Source organism: Marinomonas phaeophyticola, from assembly GCF_026966905.1.
Lineage (GTDB): Bacteria > Pseudomonadota > Gammaproteobacteria > Pseudomonadales > Marinomonadaceae > Marinomonas > Marinomonas phaeophyticola.
This window is the reverse complement of sequence record NZ_JAPUBN010000013.1, coordinates 298018-316771: the sequence shown is the minus strand read 5'-3', so window position 1 is coordinate 316771 and position 18754 is coordinate 298018. Positions and strand designations below refer to the sequence as shown.

17 protein-coding genes and 1 pseudogene are annotated in these 18754 nt (G+C 39.7%); 9 read left to right on the top strand and 9 right to left on the bottom strand.

The window, feature by feature from the left end; genetic code table 11:
* Positions 1 to 31: 31 nt before the first annotated feature.
* Positions 32 to 1051: a GlxA family transcriptional regulator gene (locus O1D97_RS07580; protein ID WP_269124356.1), complete on the bottom strand. Its 1020-nt coding sequence runs from the start codon at positions 1049 to 1051 to the stop codon at positions 32 to 34.
* Positions 1052 to 1345: 294 nt separating this feature from the next.
* Between O1D97_RS07580 and O1D97_RS07575 the strand changes: the two are divergent.
* The 3 genes and pseudogenes from O1D97_RS07575 to O1D97_RS07565 form a co-directional block, all read left to right on the top strand.
* Positions 1346 to 4944: pseudogene (locus O1D97_RS07575) on the top strand (NAD-glutamate dehydrogenase); the annotation flags it as partial.
* The gene (locus tag O1D97_RS19870) at positions 4939 to 6162 is read left to right on the top strand and encodes a hypothetical protein (protein ID WP_428981110.1); all 1224 of its coding nucleotides are present in this window, start codon (positions 4939 to 4941) and stop codon (positions 6160 to 6162) included. The pseudogene O1D97_RS07575 and the gene O1D97_RS19870, both read left to right, overlap by 6 nt.
* Positions 6163 to 6216: 54 nt before the next feature.
* The gene (locus O1D97_RS07565) at positions 6217 to 7431 is read left to right on the top strand and encodes an aspartate aminotransferase family protein (RefSeq protein ID WP_269124351.1); all 1215 of its coding nucleotides are present in this window, start codon (positions 6217 to 6219) and stop codon (positions 7429 to 7431) included.
* Between the two features lie 118 nt (positions 7432 to 7549).
* Here O1D97_RS07565 and O1D97_RS07560 read toward each other — a convergent pair whose 3' ends face one another.
* A complete protein-coding gene (locus O1D97_RS07560; protein ID WP_269124349.1) occupies positions 7550 to 8155 on the bottom strand; it encodes a YitT family protein in 606 nt (201 codons plus the stop codon).
* A gap of 298 nt (positions 8156 to 8453) precedes the next feature.
* Here O1D97_RS07560 and O1D97_RS07555 point away from each other — a divergent pair, with 298 nt between their 5' ends.
* Complete coding sequence (locus O1D97_RS07555; protein ID WP_269124348.1) at positions 8454 to 8741, top strand: HlyU family transcriptional regulator; 288 nt, start codon at positions 8454 to 8456, stop codon at positions 8739 to 8741.
* Between the two features lie 26 nt (positions 8742 to 8767).
* A complete protein-coding gene (locus O1D97_RS07550; protein ID WP_269124346.1) occupies positions 8768 to 9772 on the top strand; it encodes an alpha/beta hydrolase in 1005 nt (334 codons plus the stop codon).
* 80 nt (positions 9773 to 9852) lie between these two features.
* Here the strand turns inward: O1D97_RS07550 and fghA are convergent, their stop codons facing one another.
* The gene (gene fghA, locus O1D97_RS07545) at positions 9853 to 10692 is read right to left on the bottom strand and encodes an S-formylglutathione hydrolase (protein WP_269124344.1); all 840 of its coding nucleotides are present in this window, start codon (positions 10690 to 10692) and stop codon (positions 9853 to 9855) included.
* Positions 10693 to 10778: 86 nt separating this feature from the next.
* The gene (locus tag O1D97_RS07540; protein ID WP_269124343.1) at positions 10779 to 11894 is read right to left on the bottom strand and encodes an S-(hydroxymethyl)glutathione dehydrogenase/class III alcohol dehydrogenase; all 1116 of its coding nucleotides are present in this window, start codon (positions 11892 to 11894) and stop codon (positions 10779 to 10781) included.
* Between the two features lie 196 nt (positions 11895 to 12090).
* Between O1D97_RS07540 and O1D97_RS07535 the strand changes: the two genes are divergently transcribed.
* Together O1D97_RS07535 and O1D97_RS07530 are read left to right on the top strand one after the other, a co-directional pair.
* Positions 12091 to 12990 (top strand): LysR family transcriptional regulator, encoded by a 900-nt coding sequence (locus O1D97_RS07535; RefSeq protein WP_269124341.1) that lies wholly within the window; start codon positions 12091 to 12093, stop codon positions 12988 to 12990.
* 93 nt (positions 12991 to 13083) lie between these two features.
* Positions 13084 to 13344: a DUF3820 family protein gene (locus O1D97_RS07530; protein WP_269124339.1), complete on the top strand. Its 261-nt coding sequence runs from the start codon at positions 13084 to 13086 to the stop codon at positions 13342 to 13344.
* A 5-nt stretch (positions 13345 to 13349) separates the two neighbouring features.
* Here the strand turns inward: O1D97_RS07530 and O1D97_RS07525 are convergent, their stop codons facing one another.
* A complete protein-coding gene (locus O1D97_RS07525) occupies positions 13350 to 13613 on the bottom strand; it encodes a GNAT family N-acetyltransferase (RefSeq protein ID WP_269124338.1) in 264 nt (87 codons plus the stop codon).
* A 113-nt stretch (positions 13614 to 13726) separates the two neighbouring features.
* Positions 13727 to 14206 carry an FKBP-type peptidyl-prolyl cis-trans isomerase gene (locus tag O1D97_RS07520; protein ID WP_269124336.1) on the bottom strand — a complete coding sequence of 160 codons (480 nt, stop codon included), beginning with the start codon at positions 14204 to 14206 and terminating at the stop codon, positions 13727 to 13729.
* A gap of 232 nt (positions 14207 to 14438) precedes the next feature.
* Here O1D97_RS07520 and O1D97_RS19575 point away from each other — a divergent pair, with 232 nt between their 5' ends.
* A complete protein-coding gene (locus O1D97_RS19575; protein WP_330221447.1) occupies positions 14439 to 15740 on the top strand; it encodes a methyl-accepting chemotaxis protein in 1302 nt (433 codons plus the stop codon).
* Positions 15741 to 15943: 203 nt separating this feature from the next.
* Here the strand turns inward: O1D97_RS19575 and O1D97_RS07505 are convergent, their stop codons facing one another.
* Together O1D97_RS07505 and O1D97_RS07500 are read right to left on the bottom strand one after the other, a co-directional pair.
* Complete coding sequence (locus tag O1D97_RS07505) at positions 15944 to 16522, bottom strand: DUF1439 domain-containing protein (RefSeq protein ID WP_269124334.1); 579 nt, start codon at positions 16520 to 16522, stop codon at positions 15944 to 15946.
* Positions 16523 to 16550: 28 nt separating this feature from the next.
* Positions 16551 to 17420 (bottom strand): mechanosensitive ion channel family protein, encoded by an 870-nt coding sequence (locus O1D97_RS07500; RefSeq protein ID WP_269124333.1) that lies wholly within the window; start codon positions 17418 to 17420, stop codon positions 16551 to 16553.
* A gap of 144 nt (positions 17421 to 17564) precedes the next feature.
* Here O1D97_RS07500 and O1D97_RS19725 point away from each other — a divergent pair, with 144 nt between their 5' ends.
* Positions 17565 to 17987, top strand: a complete 423-nt coding sequence (locus O1D97_RS19725; RefSeq protein ID WP_346433183.1) for a YebG family protein — start codon at positions 17565 to 17567, stop codon at positions 17985 to 17987.
* Between the two features lie 34 nt (positions 17988 to 18021).
* Here the strand turns inward: O1D97_RS19725 and O1D97_RS07490 are convergent, their stop codons facing one another.
* A complete protein-coding gene (locus tag O1D97_RS07490; RefSeq protein WP_269124331.1) occupies positions 18022 to 18684 on the bottom strand; it encodes a cytochrome b/b6 domain-containing protein in 663 nt (220 codons plus the stop codon).
* Between the last annotated feature and the right edge of the window lie 70 nt (positions 18685 to 18754).

The window sequence follows — 18754 nt, the reverse complement described above, 5'->3', positions numbered from 1 at the left end:
TGCCAAATAACAAAACACCAAATATTTTAAACTATTTTTTCCAAAGTTGGCGTTTTTTCCTGTCTATTTGTTCAGGAGCAGTGTCTCTTGGCGTAGACAGTTTCCTTTCTTCTCTTGGGGTAACCCCAAAAAAACCTTTATAAGTAGTACTAAAATGGGGCGCTGAGCCAAAACCGCACTCTTGCCCAACCTGCACAATGGCTTTATCTGACTGGGTTAGCAATTGCTTTGCATGATTCAATCTTAACTCTAAATAATACCTTGATGGCATAGAGTCTAAGTTTTTCTTAAATAAACGCTCTAAATGGCGGCGTGATAAGCCAACATGGTACGCAATATCATCAGGACTTAATGGTTCATTGATATTTGCTTCCATTAGCTGAACCGCTTCAATTAATTTAGGCTGTCCAATACCAATACGAGCCTGTAAAGGTATTCGTTGTGGGTCTTCATGGGAACGAATGCGCTCACAAACAAACTGTTCTGAAATGCTACTCGCCAGATTCATACCATGCTGTTTACCTATCATAAACAACATCATATCCATTGCCGCGGTTCCGCCACTACAGGTAAAACGGTCTTTATCCACTTCAAACAAATGATTAGAAACAATCGTTGTCGGAAACTCATCTCGCAAGTTAGCAATACTCCACCAATGAATAGTGGCACGGTAACCATCCAAAAGACCGGCTTTCGCTAACAAATAACTCCCCGTACAAAGTCCACCTAAACCAATGCGTTTATTAGACAGACTTTTCAACCAGTTTTCGAGAGCGGGATTCTCATTTTGAGTAACAGGTGATGCACCACAAATAAAAACGGCATCAAGATCTTTAGGTGATTCATTCGTTAGATAATCAGCTACCGTTTTTACGCCTGTATTTGAAAGAACATCTTTACTTTCATAACTAATAGTACAGAATCGATAGAGTTCTTTTCCACTCACCCAATTTGCGAGATGAAGCGTTTCAATTGCGGAGGAAAAACCAAGCATAGAGTAATGCGGAAGCAGCAAAAAACCATACTTTAACGGTTTTCCACTTGCTTGCATAATTTCTCTTGATGCAAATTCGCGTTTGTACAAGTTTTTATCCTACAATTAATAAATAAAAAAGAAGATTATTTTCTGTAAAATGGATAACAAAGGGTTTTTCCCTTTTGATCAAGTATTATTATAAATAAAACGCCCAAAGCGAAAGTAAATGTCGCATTGACTAAACTTATCACCTACCACTAGAGGATTTTTTTCATAATAATCACATAATAGCTCTGAAACACAGTATTAGCGATCTTATAACTAAAATAGGTTTTACAAGAACACCACTCATGAGGATGGGTACTATAAATGACTAACAACAAGAAACTCGAGTTAATTGAACGCATCGAAGTTGAGCTTAAAGACAACTTTTCTCCAACTAACACTGAAAGCCTAATTCAGCTAACACGTCTTTACTTTCAAGACTCCCTTACTGAAGACATGGTCAATGAGCCCATTGAAAACTTATATGGGACGATTTTGTGCTTATGGGACTTTGTACAAAACCGTAAACCTAACACCCCTAAAATTCGTGTCTATAATCCGAATTATGAAGAGCACAGCTGGCAATCCACTCATACGGTCATTGAAATCTTAACAGACGACATGCCGTTCCTTGTGTCTTCCTTCAATATGGCATTGGTGCGCCTAGGACTTACCATCCATTTAACATCACACCCAATGCTGCACGTAGGCCGTCATGAGAACGGTGACCTAGAAACATTACAACCTTATAGTAATGAAGGTAATAACGAAGCGCTTATTCGATTCGAAATTGATCGTCTTTCTGATTTATCGAAATTTGATGAAATTAAAGCCGAGCTGGTTAAGACACTGGTTGATGTCAAACAAACAGTAAAAGATTGGCCTGCAATGCAAAACAATCTTTTGAATATCATCAAAGAGTCCGAGCAAGTAAAGCATCTTAGCAAAAACGAAGAACATAAAGAAAATTTAGATTTCTTACGTTGGGTAGCCAATAACCACTTTACCTTCATTGGCTTTAGAGCTTACGACTTAATAAAAGAAGGCGAAGAAGCACACTTAAAACTTGTTGATGGCTCTGGCCTAGGAACATTCCGCGACAAAGATGCCACCTCAATTAAACGCGACATTATCTTAAATGATCGTTTAGCAAAACTGGCACTTGATAACAGCAATGCCATCATTCTGACGAAATCAACAGCGGTCTCAAGCGTCCACCGTCCTGTTCATTTAGATTACTTAGGTATTAAACGTTTTGATAAAGCGGGTAATGTCATCGGTGAATGGCGTTTCTTCGGTTTATACTCTTCTGCCGCCTATGTCGCTCGTCTGCAAGATATTCCACTACTCCGTAAGAAGCTTGATCACATTGTGGCTCGTTGTGAAGTGGATCCAAACAGTCATAAAGGTAAAAACCTTAAACACATCCTTAACAGCTACCCTCGTGACGAAATGTTGCAAGCGCCAGTTGATGAGTTACTCAATACGATTCAAAGCATCCTAGCCATTCAAGAGCGCCGTCAATTACGTGTTTTCCTACGTAAAGACATTTATGGCCGCTTTATTAATGCTTTGGTTTACGTACCTAGAGATCGTTACAACACCGAGTTACGTATCAAGATGCAAGAAATTTTAATCGATTCTTGTAACGGTACGAGTTCTGAATTTAACGTTCAATTCTCACAACTTGTATTGGCTCGTGTTAACTTTACCATTCAAACATCCTCTAAAAATGGTTTGGATCATGTAGAAGTAGAAGACATTCAGCGTAAAATGCAAGATGCAATGAACTCTTGGGATGACAAGCTCCTAAACGCATTGCATACCTCCATGGGCGAAGAAAAAAGTAACGCTCTTTATAATAAGTTTGCGCCTTACCTTCCTGCGGCCTACCGTGAAGATTTCTCCCCAAACACCGCTGTGTTGGATATAGAGAGACTCAATAACCTTGCCGCTAACGGAGAAATAACCACCCACCTTTACCATCAAGTTGGTCAAGAAAAAGGCAATTATTTCTTCAAGGTTTACGGTTCAGGCACGTCTTTAGTACTGTCTGATGTATTGCCTATATTGGAATGCATGGGATTACGAGTACTAGAAGCTCGTCCTTACGAACTGGATAGCCATTCTGATAGCAATACATGGGTTGTTGAATTTGCTATTTCTGTTGACCTCAGTGTTAACCTAGATCAAAAAGCACAACGAGAAGCCTTCCAAGACGCGTTCAACCAAGTCTTCAATCGCCGTGTAGAAAATGATCGCTTTAACGCTTTAGTGCTAGACGCATCCCTAACATGGCGTCAAGTGACCATGTTACGTGCGGTCACTAAATACTTAACTCAATTACAAGTGCCTTTCTCTTTGTCTTATATGCAGCAGACACTTGAGAAAAACGCCAATATTGCACGTCTGTTAGTACAACTTTTTGAACAACGTTTTGATCCTACTTTGTCGACTAAACGCGAAGATAAAGTAGCAAAAATCTTAACTAAAATCGAAGAAGAGTTGGATCTGGTTGCTAACCTAGATGAAGACCGTATTCTGAAACATTACTTGTCCGTTATTCAAGCCATGTTACGTACGAACTTCTATCAAGCGGATGACAACGGGCAAATCAAGGATTACGTTTCTTTCAAACTGGATCCAAACCAAATCCCAGCCGTGCCATTACCACGACCAAAATTCGAAATCTTCGTTTATGCGCCATGGGTAGAGGGTGTACATATGCGTGGCGGTAAAGTTGCTCGTGGCGGCTTACGCTGGTCTGATCGTATGGAAGATTTCCGTACCGAAGTACTTGGTCTTGTTAAAGCGCAAATGGTGAAAAACGCCGTAATTGTTCCTGCTGGAGCTAAAGGGGGTTCGTCGCCAAACAACTGAAGAAAAATGCGTCTCGTGATGAAGTTCAAGCTGAAGTCGTGCGTTGTTACACCACATTCATTAGTGGCTTATTAGACATTACTGACAACTTGGTTCAAAACGAAGTAGTACCGCCTATCAGTGTTCAGCGTTACGATGAAGACGATCCTTATTTAGTGGTGGCAGCCGATAAAGGCACCGCGACATTCTCAGACCTTGCTAACAGCATCTCTGAAAAATATGGATTCTGGTTAGGTGACGCTTTCGCTTCTGGTGGTTCAAACGGTTATGACCATAAAAAAATGGGGATCACCGCTCGAGGGGCATGGGAATCGGTTAAACGCCAGTTCAAAGAAATCGGAATTGACTGCCAAACAACCGACTTCACAGCGGTTGGTGTCGGTGACATGGCAGGAGATGTATTCGGTAATGGGATGCTATTGTCAAAACACATTCGGTTAGTCGCTGCATTCAACCATATGCACATTTTTATCGATCCAACACCGGATTCTGCGACCTCATTTGAAGAGCGTCAAAGAATGTTTAATCTACCTCGCTCGTCTTGGGAAGATTACAATAAAGAATTAATTTCTAAAGGTGGTGGCATCTTTAATCGTTCCGCTAAATCCATCCCTCTGAATATGGACATTCGTAAAGCACTGGGCATCGAAGGTAACGTTAAGTCGCTCGCACCAACAGACCTAATCTCGGCCATTCTAAAAGCACCAGTTGATCTATTATGGAATGGTGGTATCGGTACTTATGTTAAATCTGAATCCGAAAGCCATGCCGATGTAGGCGATAGTGGCAATAATTCATTGCGCGTTAATGGTAATGAGCTTCGTTGTAAAATGGTTGGTGAAGGCGGTAACCTTGGCTTAACACAAAAAGGCCGTATTGAATTTGCTCAAGCGGGCGGCCTAGTTAGCACCGACGCCATAGACAACTCTGCGGGTGTAGACAGCTCCGACCACGAAGTAAATATCAAGATTCTCTTGAATCGTGTTGTTGAAAATGGCGACATGACCGAAAAACAACGTAATAAACTACTTGCTGAAATGACCGATGAAGTCGGTAAGTTGGTTTTGAATCATAACCTTGGCCAAAGTCATGCTTTGTCATTGGTTAATTCTCAAGCGGCTGAACGTCTTGCTGATCACTGGCGCTTAATAGTCTCTCTTGTACGCGATGGACGCCTGAATCGTGAGATTGAATTCTTACCAACGGATGCACAAATCAAGAAACGCATGAGTAAAGGCAATGGCTTAACTCGCCCTGAAATTTCAGTCTTGTTAGCTTACTCAAAAATCAAACTATCAGAGCAATTAGTCGCTGATGGTATTGGTGAAGATGCCGATTTAATGGATCAAATCCAAACTTACTTCCCGACTCAACTGGCGAAGAAGTTCACTAAAGATATGGCAACACACCCTCTGGCTCAAGAAATAGTCGCTGGCCATGTTACCAATAATATCGGTAACCGTATGGGACCCACTTTCAGTACTTATGTACAGGAAGAAACCAGTGCCTCTGCATTGAACCTTGTACGTGCCTATTCCGCCGCTGAAGAGATTTTTGGTATTCCTGCATTATGGAGCGCCATTAACGAACTTGATTTCAAAGTAGAGAACAGTGTTTTAAACAAGGTATTGATTCGTATCCAATCCTTACTTGAACGCGCTACTTTATGGTTGTTGCGTAATACTCGTGAAGTATTATCAATTCAAAAACTAATTGAAGCTTATAAGCCTGGTGTTGAAGTCATTGGAAAAAATATCCAAGCTATTTTAACGCAACCAAGTCAAGAGCATTTATCTGCCTTATCATCAAAACTGTCTGATACAGGCATTCCAAGCGAGTTGTCCGATAAGATTTCCGCATTGCATTACTTATTCTACGGCTTAGACATCATTCGAGTCGCCAGTAATACAGAAAAAGATGTTATGGACGTTTCTCAGACCTATTTCGCTTTGGAAATGGATTTAGATCTGCATTGGTTACGTCATTCTGTCAGCGAGCTTACCGCGAACGATATGTGGCAACGTAAAGCAAAAGCCGGTTTAGGTGATGAGATCGATAATAGCTTACGCACTTTAACTCAAGAAGTGATTCAGTCTAACTCAGATATCAATAATGTTGAGCAAAGACTCAGTCAATGGAATGAACTAAATGCCGATAGCATCCATCATTATCAAGCCACTTTCGGTGAAATTAAAACTGAAAGCGAATTAACATTAGCCATGATTTCTGTCGCAATCCGCGAATTAAGAAATCTAATTTAACCTGCCGGGCTACCTATATCAGGTAGCCCTATTTTTCCTCTAAGGAGACGAAAAGTGACTGAACAAGTAACGAGAGCAACTTTCGACGAAGTAATGGTTCCAAATTACGCACCCGCTGCCATTATCCCGGTACGTGGTGAAGGCTCTCGCATGTGGGATAGTAATGACAAAGAATACGTCGATTTTGCGGGCGGTATTGCCGTAACAGCTGTTGGCCATTCTCACCCAAAATTGGTCGAAGTCATGCGAGATCAAGCGGATAAATTTTGGCACGTGGCCAATGTAATGACAAATGAGCCGGCATTACGTTTAGCCAAAAAGCTGACAGAAAAAACTTTTGCGGACCGCGTTTTCTTCTGTAACAGTGGCGGTGAAGCCAATGAAGCGGCATTTAAACTTGTTCGTCGTCATGCTTATTTAAATTATGGCCCTGAAAAGCATGAGATCATCGCATTTAATAAGTCTTTCCATGGACGTACACTTTTTACTGTCTCTGTTGGTGGTCAACCTAAATATAAAGAAGGCTTTGAGCCAACACCGCAAGGTATTAGTCATTGCGATTATAATGACATTGAACAATTAAAAGCCCTTATTTCAGACCGTACTTGTGCAGTTGTTATGGAACCAATTCAAGGTGAAGGCGGTATTATCCCGGCTGATCTTGAGTTTGCTAAACAAGTCCGTGAATTGTGTGATCAATACAATGCTTTACTTGTCTTTGACGAAGTTCAATCTGGTGTAGGTCGTACTGGTACTTTATTTGCCTACGAGCAACTAGGCGTAACACCGGATGTATTAACCTCCGCAAAAGCATTAGGTAATGGCTTCCCTGTTGGCGCAATGCTGGCGACAGAGTCTGCAGCTCAAAGCTTAGGTTTTGGTACTCATGGTAGCACTTATGGCGGTAACCCAATGGCCTGCGTTATTGCGGAAGCAGTTATTGACATTATTGACACACCAGAAGTATTGGATGGCGTTAAAGCTCGTCACAAGCTATTTGTTGATGGCCTAACAGCAATTAACGAAAAGTACTCAGTATTCAAAGATATTCGTGGCATGGGCTTGCTTATCGGCGCGGAAGTAGTTGACACTTATAAAGGCAATGCAAAAGTCTTTCTTAATGCCGCCCTTGAAGAAGGTCTATTAATGCTAGTCGCTGGCCCTGATGTTGTGCGTATGGCACCATCATTGATCATTCCTGAAGCAGATATTGCGGAAGGTTTTGCACGCCTCGACAAAGCCGTTGCGAAAGTTGTCGCTAACGCTTAACACCATAGAATCTGTCGACTTATTAAAAAACCAGCTTTTTCAGGCTGGTTTTTTTATATGCATAGATCACGATAAGCGTTTAGATCGCCGAAAAAATCACTCTATTTTTTGTCGCCTACTAGCTTTCTTGCAATACAGGCACCGGGGGTTGAGAGGCCGCTGGCGACTTATGATAACGGCCTATAATGGAACTCAATATCAAAAACGCCAAAAATGAAAACGCTAAGCTACCTATTTCTAATACAGAAAATGCGCAAGCAATCACAAGAAGATCAGCCACTAATGTGGTTTTACTGGCGTGAATATTAAACTTTCTTTCTAAATACACGGCTAAAATATTCAAACCACCCAATGATGAGTTGTGCCTGAAAAGAATAATTAACCCAAAGCCCACCAACATTCCTCCAAACGTCGCGGCAAGAATTGGGTTCATTTCTACCTGTACATATAACCTGAGCAGCTCTGAAAGGCCCGATAATAAACTCACGCTCAAAAAGGTACGAACGGTAAACCGCCAGCCTAACGTTTGCCAAGCTAAAACATAAAAAGGAATGTTCAATAAGAAGAAAATTTGCCCGAAAGTGAAATCGGAAAATTGTAAAATAAGAAAACTGATACCCGCCGTTCCACTAATAAGAAAACCAGCTGAATTCAGTATATGAAGTCCAAGAGCCGCCAACAAACAGCCTTCTAGAATAGAAAGCCAGGTATGTGTCATATTCATAGTCAAGTTTATTCCGATACTCTAAGTCAATTTATGGTTAACTTAGCGATTAATAAATGCCTCTTGTGGAAGCGCTTTAGTGTCAAAACCTATGTTTTTATAGGATCTACTGACAATAGGTAAATGTCAGCACGATTCGTACCAGTTTTAATTTTTATTCTTCGGGCATTACTTGAAAATTGACTCGGCTATTCTAACTGATTAAAACTTTTTTAAAAGAATTGCTTTGACCCTTTATTTGAATAGGGATTACTGTGTATCCTGTTATCAATCGTTTTGATAACACAGGAAAGTACACATGAGTTTATTATCTGGTCTTAAATCTCTCTTTACCGCCGCTCCTTCCGCTCCAGCCAAAGAAGAAGACCCCATTGTTCATAATGGATTTATCATTATTCCAGCGCCTATTAATGAAGGTGGGCAACACAGGGTTGCCGCCACTATTACTAAGGGTGAAGGCGAAGATCAAAAAGTCCATAAATTTATCCGTTCCGATCTAATTGGTAGTCGAGATGAATGCATTACTATCACTATCAATAAAGCTAAAATGACCATTGACCAATTAGGCGACCGTCTATTTAACTAGGCTACTCTCCTCCCTAAGGATTCTTTATGAAATCAACACGTCTTTTTCAATGGCAACAGATTTCTGATACTAAGGATTTCTTAGGGGGAGCGTTTCGCTCTAGAGGATTTCAATTTCCAGGTCCAAAAAGCCATGTGGTTTGTCATCTAATAAACGATCAAAGCAAACCAAGGCTTTCCAAGGCCATTTTATATCTTCATGGTTACACAGATTATTTCTTTCAAGCAGGTTTATCAAAAGACATTACGGATAATGGGTATGGCTTTTATGCCTTAGATTTACAAGGTTACGGCCGTTCAATTCGACCTTACAGTCCACCGAATGATTGTGATTCTCTGGCGCAATACTTTGATGACCTCAACATTGCCCTGGATGTCATGCAGCAAGATGGCGTTCTAGAAGTGGTTATTCTAGCTCATTCTACAGGAGGGTTAATCGCGTCACGTTTTCTACAAGAAAGACAAAGGCATGACCAAGACAAAGCGATATCCCTAAAAATCACTGGGCTCATTTTAAACAGCCCTTTTATTTGCTTGCCATTCCCTCCAGAAAAACTGCAAGTCATGACATCTTTTGTCCGTATCCTGACAGGCTTGTTCCCATTTTATAAAAAACAAACTTATGAAGATAAATTGTATGCAAAAACATTGCATAAAAAATTTGGCGGAGAATGGGAATATCGTTTAGATTTCAAACCCTCTGGAGGCTTTTATTTGTCCTTTAAATGGTTACATGAAATTATTCAAAATCAAAAGCAGTTAACCACTCAAGCCATCACTTTATCAACCCTATTATGCTGCTCTCAAAAAAGTACTTATAAAGCGACCAACAGTCACGACATGGCTCAAGGAGATGGCGCGCTTGATGTGGAAAGCATGAAAATAACCGCTCAATCTATTTATACGGATTTAAGAATAGAAACTATTCCGCAAGGGTTCCATGATCTTTATCTATCTCCCATAAAGGCTCGCCAACATTATTTAACCTCTATTTTTAACTGGTTAAGTACACTTGAAAAATCACAGGAATAAACACATCCAATAGACATTCTGAAGCCTTTTCTTTGTTATCGTTCAAGAAAAGGCTTCTTTTTCTACATCAAAACTCTCATTTATTGCAACGCCTTAGCATGATGCTCTAAGTGATCATCAATAAAGCTGGAGATAAAAAAGTAACTGTGGTCATACCCTGGTTGGCGACGTAACGTCAATGGGTGCCCCGCTTGTTCACAGGCGACTTCTAACGCTTCTGGTTTGAGCTGTTCAACTAGAAAGTCGTCGGCTTCACCTTGGTCGATCAATAAGGGCAAACGCTCTTTTGCATGTTCGATCAATGAAGTTGCATCCCATTCCTTCCAAGTCGCTTTATCTTCTCCTAGATAACCAGTAAACGCTTTTTCACCCCAAGGGCAATTAATTGGATTAACAATAGGAGCGAAAGCCGAAACAGATTGATACTGCCCAGGGTTCTTAAGCGCACAAATCAAAGCTCCATGACCACCCATAGAATGTCCAGAAATGGATTTTTTATCCGTTACAGGAAAGTTTGCTTCAATCAATTGTGGTAACTCTGAAACCACATAATCATACATTTTATAGGTTTGTGCATAAGGCTCGACGCAGGCATTAATATAAAAGCCTGCAGCAGAACCAAAGTCATAACTTTCATGCTCACCTGGATAATCTGAGCCTCTTGGGCTTGTATCAGGACAAACAATGGCTAACCCCAGCTCAGCCGCCATTCGATGAGCACCGGCTTTCTGAGTGAAGTTCTCATCATTACAGGTAAGACCTGATAGCCAGTACAATACAGGGACGGATTGAGTTTCCGCTTGCGGTGGCAGATAAATAGCAAAAACCATATCGCCTTTTACAGATTGGCTGGTATGACGATAACGTTTTATCCAACCACCATGAGCTTTAACACTGGAAAGTAGTTCAAGTTGAGACATACAGAATTCCTTCTAATAGCATCTACTCAAACCATCGCCTAAAAGAGGGTAAATTCATAAAAGGCGACGGCTCAACACGAGTATTGTTATTTATCAAACAAGATAACAGTACGGATACTCTTACCTTCATGCATCAAATCAAACGCCTTATTAATGTCTTCTAAGCCCATTGTATGCGTCACGAATGGATCAATTTCGATTTTACCATTCATGTAATCTTCGACATAACCTGGAAGTTGACTACGACCTTTAACGCCACCAAATGCAGAACCTTTCCAGACTCGACCGGTCACTAACTGGAATGGACGAGTAGAAATTTCTTGGCCAGCACCTGCGACACCTATGATAATGGATTCGCCCCAACCTTTATGGCAGCACTCCAGTGCCTGACGCATGATTTGCACGTTACCAATACATTCAAAAGAGTAGTCTACGCCGCCATCCGTCATGTCTACGATTACTTGCTGAATAGGCGCATCAAATTCTTTAGGGTTTACACAGTCTGTCGCACCAAACTGTTTCGCCATTTCAAATTTAGATTCATTGATATCGATCGCAATAATACGACCAGCACCGGCCATACGTGCGCCTTGAATAACCGACAAACCAATACCACCTAAACCAAATACCGCAACCGTATCGCCTTTCTCTACCTTCGCGGTATTTAATACAGCACCGATTCCTGTAGTGATACCACAGCCAAGCAAACACACTTTTTCAAGTGGTGCATCTACATGAATTTTAGCCAGGGCAATCTCTGGAACAACACTGTATTCTGAGAAGGTAGAGGTTCCCATATAATGGAAAATAGGTTCGCCATTAATGCTAAAACGACTGGTTCCATCAGGCATCAAACCTTTACCTTGAGTTTCACGCACGGCTTGACATAAATTGGTTTTACCCGATTTACAGAATTTGCATTCGCCACACTCGGCGGTATAAAGAGGAATAACGTGATCACCCGGCTTCAGCGTGGTAACACCTTCGCCTACGGCTTCAACAACACCTGCGCCTTCATGTCCTAAAATAGCAGGGAAAATACCTTCTGGATCTTCACCAGACAAGGTAAACGCATCTGTGTGGCAAACACCCGTTGCAACCATACGGACTAAAACTTCACCCGCCTGTGGATCTTGAACATCAATCTCTTCGATCTTAAGTGGTTGACCTGGGCCCCAAGCAACAGCAGCTTTACATTTCATTGTGTTCTCCAACGTGTTTACGATTAAATGTTAATGAGTACTAAAACTAAATCTGTGTCATCAGTTTATCTTCTAATGATGGCAACGATAATGGCTTTTTTGGAAAATTATTATTGCCATACAGCAACAATCTTTTTTATTATCTTTTCATTAAAACCAATCTTATGCTTTTTCACTCTAACTGAGACATCTTATTATGAAAAATTGGGAAGCGATGGAAGCCTTTATCGAAGTCGTGCGTCAAGGCAGTTTTTCTGCCGCTGCAGTTCAACTCAATGTATCCCCATCCCATATAAGTCGCTTAATTACCCAACTGGAAGCCAGTTTCGGTACGACTCTCTTATTTAGAACCACCAGACGAATTCGCTTAAGTGAAGCAGGAGAAGTGTACTACCAGCATTGCCGAAGCCTCCCTGAGGCTCTAAACAATGCTGAAGAAATTGTCTCTAGTCTTAATAAAGCCCCTATTGGTTCTTTTAAAATGACCTGTGCCACTACCTTTGGAGAACGTTTTATTTCTCCATTAATGAACGATTTCCTTCTTGAGAACCCAAAAATAGAACTCGACTTTCATCTAACCAATCGAGAAGTGGATTTAATTGAAGAAGGATATGACCTTGCCATCAGAATGGGGTCACTAAAAGATTCCAGCCATTTATCTCGTCGTTTATGTGATAGACAAGAATACTTATGTGCTTCTCGCCGTTATATCGATCAATATGGCATGCCCCATACGTTATCTGAATTAAACAAGCACCATTGCTTAATTGGTTCTAAAAACCATTGGTTATTTCAGCAAGACGGACAAAGGAAAGAAATTAAAATTAACAGCCGTTGGCGTAGTAATTCAGGCCCTGCTCTGCTTGATGCGACTCTTAAGGGTATGGGAATCGCTCAACTCCCAGATTATTATGTCGAAGAAGGGTTAGCAAATGGTCAGCTGATCGAACTATTACCACAATACCAATACCCTTACAGTGGAGTGTGGCTAGTCTACCCGAAGGTTCGCCATTCATCCCCGAAGCTCAATGCAATATGTGATTTTTTAATTCGGTGTTTTCAAAAATGTTACTTGCCATCAATAAAAAATATATAGAACACACCCCCATCTGAAAAAGAGCGCATAGGGAATTTACTTAAATTATGGTTAAATACCCATGTTTCATTAAAGTATTGAAAAGAGTAGACGATGTTTCAACAAGAAGACCTTATTCAGATTGCCCGTCAACCGATGCCATTTGGTAAATACCAAGGCACTTTATTGATAGACTTACCTGAGCCTTATTTAATTTGGTTTCAACATAAGGGTTGGCCAGAAGGCCGATTAGGGAATTGGCTGCAACTTGTTTTAGAGATTAAAGTAAACGGTTTAGAAAGCCTAGTTGAACCCTTAAAAGAGCCAGTATCTAACCCTAGCAACAAGGTCAAAAAAAGAATTACCTTTGAATAATAGGATTATTTCTTTTTTCTAAGAAATTTTTCTACGTACCAGCAACTTGCCGTTATCTCGTGATTTTGCTCATTTGCCCATTTTAAGCCAGTTCTAACCAGTTTTTCGGCGATACCTTTGCCACGAAGAGACTCTGGTACAAACGTGCTATAAAAATCGACTGTGTGTTGACCACTCTTTGGATCAATCAAAATCTTATATTTCAGAACAGCCGGAGCCTCGTTCTGCTCGTATTGAAACCGCTGTTTTTTAAAGTCATGCTCTACCATACTACATACCTCTAATATGAAAATTTAATCAATATCCACCCCATCTGCACACTAAAAATAAGCAAAAGACTCTGTCGAATAAACAAAGCCTTTCATTTAATGTCATCTAGTAATTAATGATGATGTCCACCAACACCATGAGCGTGCCCATGGGATAACTCTTCTTCAGTAGCATCACGAACATCAACAATTTGAATAGAGAAGCTCAAATCTTTACCAGAAAGCGGATGATTTAGATCAACCGTAGCGTGTTTTAAACCAGCTTTAACAACCGTTACTTGACGTGGTCCTTTTTCTGTTTGTACTACAGCGACCATACCTGCTTTCCAGCGTTTAGCACCTTGAAGATGTTTTATCGGCACTTGTTGTTGACGGTCATCAAAGCGCTCACCGTAAGCATCGGCCGCTTTGACATCAACATCAAACTCATCACCAGCGTCTTTCCCTTCCATCGCTTTTTCAAGACCTGGAATCACACTTCCATGGCCGCATAAAAAGGCGGCAGGATCTTTGCCAGCAGATGTTTCAATTAATTCGTCGCCGCTACGTAGCGTATAATGAAATTGAACCACTTTATTTTTAGTAATAGACATTTAATACCTTATTTATTCTGGATGTTTTGTTTAAGTATTATGATTTTTTTGTCACAAAATGTCCTGTCATTTTTGCTAATAATACATTGTTTTAAGTATTTTTCCCCAAATCCACGCATATTTTGTAAGACATAGACTACATAAAAACACATAAAAAACTTATGCAACCCTCTCTTTTTTTACGAAAATGAATTTGAAAACACCTTATTTATTAAAATCAATGGAGAGCGCTATGTTTTTCACTAAACAAAAAATAACGAAAGAACACGTCATTAATACTTCAAATATAGCGACAGAAAACGAAGCATTCATTGAAGCATTACAAGCCAATATGCCAACCATATCCTTCTTACCTGACGGCACCATTATTGAAGCTAGCCCCTCTTTTTTAGCTACAACAGGCTATACGCATGCAGAAGTGACAGGCCAACATCATAAAATGTTTTGCAGTGGTAATTACACACAAACAAAAGAGTACCAAACATTTTGGGATGATTTAAATCAAGGTAAAAAAATCAGTGGTACCTTTAAAAGATATAATAAAGCAGGAGACGTTTTATGGCTTGAAGCGACTTATTTTCCGATTAAAGAATCAGGAAAAATCACTCGAATCTTCAAAATAGCCAGCGATGTAACAAAGTCAAAAATGGAACTTGACAACCAAGAGTACATTTTTGAAGCCCTTGATCGATCGTTAGCTGTGATCGAGTTTACCCCAAAAGGTAACATTATCCACGCAAACCAAAACTTCACTTCGACTGTTGGCTACTCTTTGCATGAAATAGTTGGCAAGCATCACAAATTATTCTGTGATCAAGATTTTTATGATGAAAATCCTGACTTTTGGAAGGACCTAGAAGCAGGAGCCTTTAGGGCGGGGCAATTTAAGCGAAAAAACAAAAATGGACAAACACTCTGGCTAGAAGCCACTTACAACCCTATTTTTAATAACAAAAACGAAGTTATTAAAATCATAAAGTTTGCCAGTGATGTAACAGAACGAGTAGAAAAGCAGCTAGCATCTCAACGTGTTACCGAAGTGGCACATTCAACCTCTGTTGAAACCGCACAGGTTTCAGAAAAAGGCTCGGATGTATTACAGAAAACAGTCGCCATTTCTGAAAAGATCTCTACAGACATAGAAAATGCGTCAGTATTAATTGATAGACTTAATGAACAATCTGATGAGATTTCTAAAATCGTCACCACCATAAGCAGCATTGCAGATCAAACAAATTTACTCGCATTAAATGCCGCAATCGAGGCTGCTCGTGCAGGAGAGCAAGGTCGAGGCTTTGCGGTAGTGGCCGATGAAGTAAGGTCTTTAGCAGCTAGAACCAGCTCTTCAACTGTTGAGATTGAAAATATGGTTAAACAAAACAGTGCTCTAACCAGAGAAGCAAAAGAAAGCATGGTGCAGGTAAAGTATCAATCTGATCAGAGTACGGAGCTCGTCAATGAAGCTTATGGAATCATTGACGAAATTCGAAAAGGCGCTGAAGATGTGTCTAAATCTGTAGCAAACCTACTTTAATACATTCACATTTTATTATCGGCGACCTTTTAGTGAACCATGTCACGATAAAATGATCCCTTATATTAAAACAACCTGTTACTCTTATTGATCAATTCAAATCGATTCACACTAGGTAATAGGCTTGATAACGAAAAATGCAGAAACCTGAGCTCAAGTTTCTGCATTTTTATAAATCAAATTATCGTATTACAGACACAACATCAGAACATAGACATCACAATTTCATCTTCATTAATGGTAATTTTCTTAACCACTAAAGCCGCAGACTCTTCCAGTGCGGAATGATTCATAATATAAACAGGGTTTTCAGAAAAGTAACCAGACAGAGCCACTTCGAAATCATCATGTAATGGACCTAAAGCGGACCTTAATAATTGATCGTTAAAGCTTGAGCCATTCACGGTAATTTCCAAAACCTTAGGATTAACCAGATAAATCTTCCCCTCTTCAATTCGAACTCCCGCTTGAATATAAGGCATAAGATCTGTTTGTACAGAAATGTCTTTACCGAACATATTCAAAGTCCCTGTCATATCTGTAGACAGTCTAATCTGCGCAACGCCGCCTTCTTTTGCCATTAAGTCCACAACAGCACCAATAACAACCATATCCAGAGTAACTGTTTGTTCTCCCATCGATACAATAATACTTTGTTTTGGCTCGTCTTTAATACGTTGAACAATTTCTTCGTTCAGCTTAGCTTCACTGAGTCTATAACTGTTACAACCACTTAAAAGAACACTTAATATTATCATTAATGAACAGTAGATTTTTTTCATATACATCTCTCAAATGAACCATTCAATACTACTGAACAGTTATTAAACGCTGTTTACGCGCTTCTTCAAACCAAAACCCCATAAAGTCTTCTGTTACTTTTTGCTCTATTTCCAATGCTTCTTCAGTAGGGCAAAATAACGAGACAGTAAACACATTATACCCTTCTGGTGTCGTCGTAATACGCACACTTGGCTCCGGTCCAGAAATTTTAATATCCAACCGTTTTTCAATTAAACTGTTATAACGAATAGCCACCTCTTTGAAGTGTTCACTGTACTCCTTGATACGTTTCAATATTTGATCTTTTGCTTTAAACAAGTTGACCTCATCGGTTTGACGAGTAATTGAAAAAACATGAGTAACATAGCGTCGTGTATAATTTAAATTTTGTACAGTGTGAGTCATTAACAAACCATTCGGTATAACCGAGGTACGGCCGGTATATTGATAACTTCCGCCAGACATATCCACTTCAAACAAGGTGGTTGTTAACCAATCACTGTCTGTCACTTCTCCTTCGAAATGACCTATTTTCACCCAATCTCCTACTCGAAACGGGCGAGTACTTGCCTTGTAAAAAGCCCCCACAATACATTGAATAAACTCTTTTGTTGCAATAACAAGCGCAACCATAAAAGCCGCAATAGAAAGGGCTAAATTTTGTAATTCTGAGAGCCAAATAAATACCACACCAACAAATAACACCATGTTAAAAATATTATCTATTGTGTTTATTTTTTGGCGTTTAGAATCATGCTCAAGTTTTTTTGTGTCTCGTATCGCCCTCTTAACAGATGAACGAATAACCAATGAAACAAGAATCCAAATAATGGTTAAGACAACTTGTGAATGCTCTTTTAAAAAAGTGAAATCGATCTGATTAAAATCAAAACTCATACTAAATTTTCCTATTTTCAACGGCGCAACTTTAGCAACCATTAACCGAATCAACAATTCAAATCAGAAAAGTTTTATAAAAAACTAGACAAGAATCAAAAAACAACTGTATATTTGTACAGTATAATTTATAGGAGGTGAATCATGCCTGTCATTACAAAATATGTTGTTGAACGCAATGGGGTAGAAAAAATGACTTTTTCTTCAAAAGCAGAAGCAGACGCTTATGACAAACTGCTCGATATGTCTGACGAACTCTATCAGCTATTAGAAGAAAGTAAATTAATTGATAACGTTGAATTGTTAGATAAATTGTCCATGCATCTAGCTCAGAACAAAGATAACCTTTTAGTGGCACTAGGTACAAAAAGAAAGCCAGCGGCCAAAAAAAGTAATAAAGAAGAAATAAAACAAAAAACTAATCAATACGAAGAAGTAAAAACGTTAAAAGACATTGTTATCGAAACAGATGAAGAAGCCATGATTGATACGGAGGACATGATCGACATGAGCAATGATCTCGATGAAGAGATCATTGAACTAAACGATAGTGATGAAGCGGCATAAGCCCAATTCCCCCTTGAATATCTTGTATTGCTGGTTAATTTGGTAAAGTAAACAACCAGGTTAACCAACATAAGCTTACGATTAAACTTATGGTAATACCCCATCTTGGCGTGCTGATTACAGGCCCTAGTGTATCTGTTCGCACTTGCTTTTTTCCAAAAACCATTGCCCGTATCAACCTTTCTTTAAAACAAATTTCATGCATCAATACGGCTCCAATATGCAATACAGATAAGGCAATTAATGCATTGGGTAGTATCTGATGAAAATAAGAAAAAAGTGAAATCCACTCATCTGTTGCATAATCATAAAATGGGCCATACCAAAAAATATCATCTGTTGAAAATAGACCACTTACAATTTGAAAAGTAAGTAACCCAATCATCATAATGACCATCAACCATCCTAATGGATTATGGCCGAGCTCTGGATTCGCCGTTCTGTTTAAAAGACGGTGACTGTATTTAAAAACCTCTTTTAGACGGAAAAACGCATGATAAAACTTTCCATGGTATGAGCCTAAAAAGCCATAAAGAATGCGAGCGACCAACACGCCTGAAAGCGCATAGCCAAGATTTATATGAAGTTCTAAATAATCCTCCTCTGACTTACCTGTCACTATTAAGGCGGAAAACAGAACAACCATTAGCCAATGCAACATTCTAATAGGCCAATCCCAAACCAACACGTTCTTCATCAATCACTCCACCGCAAGATTAAGCTGTATAAATAACACTCTAAAATAGCCTCTATCATTTATTTCAGAT